This is a genomic window from Streptomyces sp. NPDC055078 (assembly GCF_053607985.1).
In genome coordinates, this window is the sequence record NZ_JBSGUP010000584.1 from 1 (window position 1) to 5,270 (window position 5,270).

General features: G+C 68.3%; 4 protein-coding genes. 1 reads left to right on the plus strand and 3 read right to left on the minus strand.

Annotated features, from left to right (window positions below):
* Positions 1–14 precede the first annotated feature (14 nt).
* The 3 genes from ACWF94_RS32605 to ACWF94_RS32615 form a co-directional block, all read right to left on the minus strand.
* The gene (locus ACWF94_RS32605; protein WP_453496788.1) at positions 15–1,088 is read right to left on the minus strand and encodes an ABC transporter substrate-binding protein; all 1,074 of its coding nucleotides are present in this window, start codon (positions 1,086–1,088) and stop codon (positions 15–17) included.
* Positions 1,089–1,253: 165 nt separating this feature from the next.
* The gene (locus ACWF94_RS32610; protein ID WP_453496791.1) at positions 1,254–2,150 is read right to left on the minus strand and encodes an ABC transporter permease; all 897 of its coding nucleotides are present in this window, start codon (positions 2,148–2,150) and stop codon (positions 1,254–1,256) included.
* Entirely contained in the window at positions 2,147–3,004 is an 858-nt protein-coding gene (locus ACWF94_RS32615; protein WP_453496794.1) for an ABC transporter ATP-binding protein, read from the minus strand. Before ACWF94_RS32615 ends, ACWF94_RS32610 begins: the two co-directional genes overlap by 4 nt.
* Positions 3,005–3,606: 602 nt before the next feature.
* On the opposite strand from ACWF94_RS32615, the gene ACWF94_RS32620 reads away from it, so the two are divergent.
* Positions 3,607–5,250: an AMP-binding protein gene (locus ACWF94_RS32620; RefSeq protein ID WP_453496797.1), complete on the plus strand. Its 1,644-nt coding sequence runs from the start codon at positions 3,607–3,609 to the stop codon at positions 5,248–5,250.
* Positions 5,251–5,270: the final 20 nt, after the last annotated feature.

The window sequence follows — 5,270 nt, forward strand, 5'->3', positions numbered from 1 at the left end:
GGGCCCGCGACCGCCTACCGTGAAGGCTTCTTGTCGAGGGAGGCGACCATCGCCTTACGGAGGCCGACATCGACAACCTTCTCGTAGGGCAGCGGGGCGTCCAGATCGAGAGCGCCCTGTTCGATGAACACCTTCTGCATGGCTTCCATGGACGCGGGCGGGATGTCCAGGGTCGGGTCGTACACGTACTCGGGTGAACTCTCCACGAACTCCTTGGGGAAGTCCGCGTACTTGACGAATGCCTCGACGGTTTCGGCCCGCTTGCTGTATCCGGGCCCCAGCGCCTCGCGGGCCGACAGGACGTTCGCCCGCAGAAGGGCGCACGCCACATCGGGCCGCTTCTTCAGCAGGTTCGGGCCGAGGACGATACCGCCCGTACTGACGTTCGCGACGAGTTTGTAGTCGCCGATCCGCACCCCGGCGCCGTTCTTGACGATGGAGGTGGCGTACGGGGTGGTGGCGAAGCTCGCGTCGATGCGCTTGTTGCCCATCGCGGCCTCGGCGTCCGAGCTGGAGATCTTCGTGGCCTTGACGTCGGTCAGCTTGAGGCCGCCACCGCCGAGGAGCGTACTGACGAGAAAGGACGCCGGACTGCCGGTCGTACCCGTGAAGCCGAGCGAACGGCCCTTCAGATCCGCGATGTCCTCGACCTTCCCGCTGTCCACGAGATCCTTGCGGACGAAGACTCCGGAGGGCGGGTTCTCGGCGGTGGCCATGCCGTTCGAGGACACCAGCCGTACGTCCATCCCCTGGCTGATCGCGGAGAACAGGTTCGCCGAGAAGCCGCCGAGGGCGGCATCGATCTCCCCCCGCGCGACCAGGGCGATGGTGTCCTGTGTGGTGGCGAAGTTCTTCGTCTCGACCTCCAGCTTCTCCGCCGTGTAGTGGCCGCCGGCCCTGGCCTGGACGGAGGTCCCGTAGCCGAGTGAACTCGACCCCCCGATGACGACCTTCTCGGTCTTGGTCAGCGGCTTGCAGGTGTCGCCGTCGGCCTTGACCGTGCCACTGCCGCTGTCGTCGGGCGCTCCGCACCCGGCGACGGCCGCGAGGAGGACCATGCCTGCCGCCGCGCTCACATATCTCTTCATTGCACGAACATCCTTTTCCTGAACGGGCGCCGTCAGGGCGCGCCGGACCAGCACGGCGGCCGGCACGGACGCCGTGTGGGACAGACATGAGGGATCGAGCCGCAGTGTGCTCGACCGGACCGGGGCGCCGGGGGGCGACAGAGCCGGTCGCGACGGCCGGGTTGGCTACATCAGGGCGCGGCGGGTGCGCTCGCTCCGCGCCCACGGCGTACAGAGCCTCTCGGCGATGCCGATCACGGCGACCGAGACCACTCCGATCAGCGCCGACACCACGATGCCGACGTACATGGGGGCGGGCTGGAAGATGCTCCAGGAGTGCCAGATCAGATAGCCGACACCCGCGTCGGCGGCGATGAACTCGGTGGCGATCACCACGAGGATCGACACGCCCATCGAGAGCCGAAGGCTGGTGAAGATCTGCGGCAGCGACGCCGGGAGCACGATCTCGAACAGTCGGCGGACGTACCCCACTTTGAACGCCTTGCCGACATCGAACATGCTGGACGGCACCGACACACAGGCGTCGCTGGTGGCGATGGTCACCATCAGGAACACTCCCCAGACGACCAGGGCGACCTTGGAACTGTCGCCGATGCCGAGAATCAGCAGCAGCAGCGGAAAGATGCCGAGCTTGGGGATGGTGAAGGCGCCGTTGACCGTCGGCCGGAACAGCGCGCTCACGATCGGCAGTGTCCCCAGCAGCAGGCCGAACGCGATGCCGAGGACGACGCCCGGCACATAGCCGAACACCACGCGGCGCATGGTCGTCGTGACGTGCTCCATCAGGGTGCCGTCGGTCAGGAGCGCCCAGGCATCCTGGCCGATCTTGCTCGGGGCAGGGAAGAACCGGACGTCGATCCAGTTGTTGGTCGCGGCGATCTGCCAGAAGCCGAACAGGACGACCGGGGTCACAAAGCCCAGGACCACCGACATCCGGCGGCGCCGCGCCTGGCTTCGGCGCGGCTCCAGCTCCGCCTGAGTGGGCCGGATGACCAGTGGGCCGGACCGCTTCCCGGAACCCGGGGGCGGAGTCCCTTCCACGACACGCTCGGCGGTTCTCACCGCGTCACCACCCTCGCCGCGCCGACCACGGCCCGGTCGGGCGTGACCTCCTCGCGCAGACTCAGCCAGATCTCCTGACGCAGTCTCACGAACTCCGGCGAGTGCCGCACCGAGGGATCACGAGGGCGTTCGATGGCGACGTCGAAGATCTGCTTGACCCGGCCCGGTCGCGCCGACATCAGAACGATCCGGTCGCTGAGGAGGATCGCCTCGTCGAGGTCGTGGGTGACCGCCAGAGCCGTCCGGGACAGATCCGACTCCCACTGCCGCAGCAACTCCTCCTGGAGGATCACCCGCATCTGCGCGTCCAGCGCGGCGAACGGCTCGTCCAGCAGGAGCAGGGCCGGATCGAGCGCCAGAGCCCGCGCCAGCGCCACGCGCTGCTTCATTCCACCCGACAGCTGCGCCGGATACGCCTTCTCAAAGCCCGTGAGCTTCATCTTCGCGAGCCATTCACGCGCCAGTTCGAAAGCCTCCCGCCGGGTGTGCCCACGCATCCGCAGCCCGAAGGCGACATTCGCCTCGACCGTCTTCCACGGAAGAATGCTGTAGTCCTGGAAGACGATGGAGGTCTGGACCTCTCGGTCGTCTCCCTGGTACATCACCACCTCCCCCTGGGAGGGCCGATCCAGACCTGCCATGATCCGGAGGAGTGTCGACTTACCGCATCCGGAAGGCCCCAGGAGTGTGATGAACTCACGCTCGTAGAACTCGAACGACACACCGTCCAGAGCGGTGATCTCGGACGTACCGCCCATGAACCGCTTGCCGACGTCGTCGATGCGGACCTTCACGGCCCGCTGATCAGTTACCACGGTGCCCCTCTCGGGGTTCTGTTCTGTTGCAGCGGACATCAACCGCCCCTAACCACTCGAATACTCAGCGCTCGGGCCTCGCTGGTGAGTGGCCGACCTTGGCACGCTGAGCGCAAAACGATGATTCACACATGGGCTCATGGGTGTCAAGGCTCCGCTCCCCTGTAATCGTCGGGGCCGCGGCCGGCTCTCATGGCCGCACCCCGCCCCGGGAACTCACCGCCTCCGCGGACACCTCGGCTCTCCACCCCCGCGCGGCCGCCCGCGTCGGCGGTGTGGCCACCGGCGCGGGGGAACTCGCAGTTCAGAAGGAGGCTCCGATGGGATCGGCCGCCCTGCCGGAAGGCTCGGCCCGTAGGCCGTTCACCCGGTGCGGCGGGGGCCCGATCCGCTCGCGCGGCGGCGGGCGGCCACCCTTCGCGAGCGAGAGCCTGTGCGCCACTGGCGACGGCCCGCCGTAGGGACACAACAGAGACCGCGAACGATTCTTCACTTGCCGGAGAAGCGGCGCCGGTGACGGCTTCCCCCCGGTCCCACCTGGGGAAGCCGGGACCGCCCAGGTGCCACACTCAACGCACACGAGCCTCCAATCCCATAACGCCTCTTTACTTAATCGGCGACGGGGGTCAAGATTCCCCACCATGGAGCACAACATCTGGCAGGTATTCGAAGCCGTCTCCACGGCAGTTCCGGAGCGCACCGCGGTCGTGGACGGTGAACGGCGATTCTCATACGCCGAACTCGCCGACCGATCACGCCGGTTCGGCGCCGCCATCGCCGCCCGGGGGCTGGGCCTCCACACACCCCGCGAGGATCTCCGGCCCTGGGAACTCGGCCAGGACACCGTGGCGCTGCTGATGTACAACCGCGCGGAATACCTGGAGGCGAGCCTTGGCGGCTACGCCGCCCGTACCGCACCGCTCAATCTCAACTATTCATACGTGCCGCAGGAGTTGCGGTACGTGCTGAACGACGCGGACGCATCCGCCCTCGTCTACCAGGCCGCGTTCGCCCCCCTGGTCGCCGAGACGCTGCCCACGCTGGACCGCAGGCCGCTGCTGATCCAGGTACCGGACGGTTCGGGCCGACCGCTGCTGGAAGGGGCGCTCGACTACGAGGCGGAACTCGCGGCGGCCGATCCCACCGCGCTGCCCGCCGTCCAGAGCCCGGACGACGTCTACGTGGTCTACACGGGCGGCACCACCGGGATGCCCAAGGGTGTGCTGTGGCGCCAGGCCGATTTCTGGAACGCGCTGGTGGTACGGGCCCGGACCCGGGCCATGGAGAGCGCCGAGGAGATCGCCGCCTTCGCGGCCTCCGCCGCCCGGGGCGCCATGCTGGTGGCCGCGCCGCTGATGCACGGCTCTGGACACAGCAGTGCGCTGACCACCCTCACCCACGGGGAGACGGTCGTCTTCGGCACACGCGAGGGCCATCTGGACCCGGCCTATTACTGGTCGGTCGTCGAACGGGAGAAGGCCACCATCACCCTGATGATCGGTGAGGCGTACGCCCGTCCGCTCTGCGACGAGCTGGAGCGGGGCACGTACGACGCCTCCAGTCTCCGGGTCGTCCTGAGCGGGGGCGCCGCGCTGACGGCGAGGAGCAGGCAACGGCTCGCCGCCCTGCTCCCGCACATGAAGCTGTTCGAGTTCAACGGTTCGTCCGAGACCGGTGCCGGTATGCGGCGGCGCGACGGTGTCGGCGGGTCGCAGCTGGAGCCCGGGGTCTTCGAGCCCGCCGAAACCACGAAGGTGCTGGACGGCAGCCGCACCCGAGTGGAGAAGCCGGGGCACCAGGAGGCGGGGTGGTTCGCCAAGTCGGGCGCCATCCCGCTCGGCTACCTCGGCGACCAGGGCAAGACCGAGGCGACGTTCACTTGGGCCGACGGGGTGCGGTGGTCGGTACCCGGCGACCGGGCGAAACTGCGCGCGGACGGGCTGATCGAGATGCTCGGCCGGGACGCGACGACCATCAACACCGGTGGCGAGAAAGTCTTCGCCGAGGAGGTGGAGGAAGCCCTCTTGTCACACCCCCAGGTCACCGACGCCGCAGTGACCGGCCGGCCCAGCGCACGATGGGGCCAGGAGGTGACCGCGCTGATCGCCCTGGCCGAGGGAGCCTCAGTCACCGACGAGGACCTGAAGGCGGCCGCGAGCGAGTACATCGCCCGCTACAAACTGCCCAAGGCGATCATCCGCGTCGAGGCCGTGCAGCGCACTGCCAGCGGGAAGGTCGACCGTTCCTGGGCCAAGGAGACGGCCGAGGCGAGCGTCGGAACCTGACCCGCCACGCCCCTGCGAGC

Coding starts and splice junctions, on each gene's coding strand:
- ACWF94_RS32605 (WP_453496788.1), bottom strand. CDS start 1,088: ATGAAGAGATATGTGAGCGCGGCGGCAGGCATGGTCCTCCTCGCGGCC.
- ACWF94_RS32615 (WP_453496794.1), bottom strand. CDS start 3,004: ATGTCCGCTGCAACAGAACAGAACCCCGAGAGGGGCACCGTGGTAACT.
- ACWF94_RS32620 (WP_453496797.1), top strand. CDS start 3,607: ATGGAGCACAACATCTGGCAGGTATTCGAAGCCGTCTCCACGGCAGTT.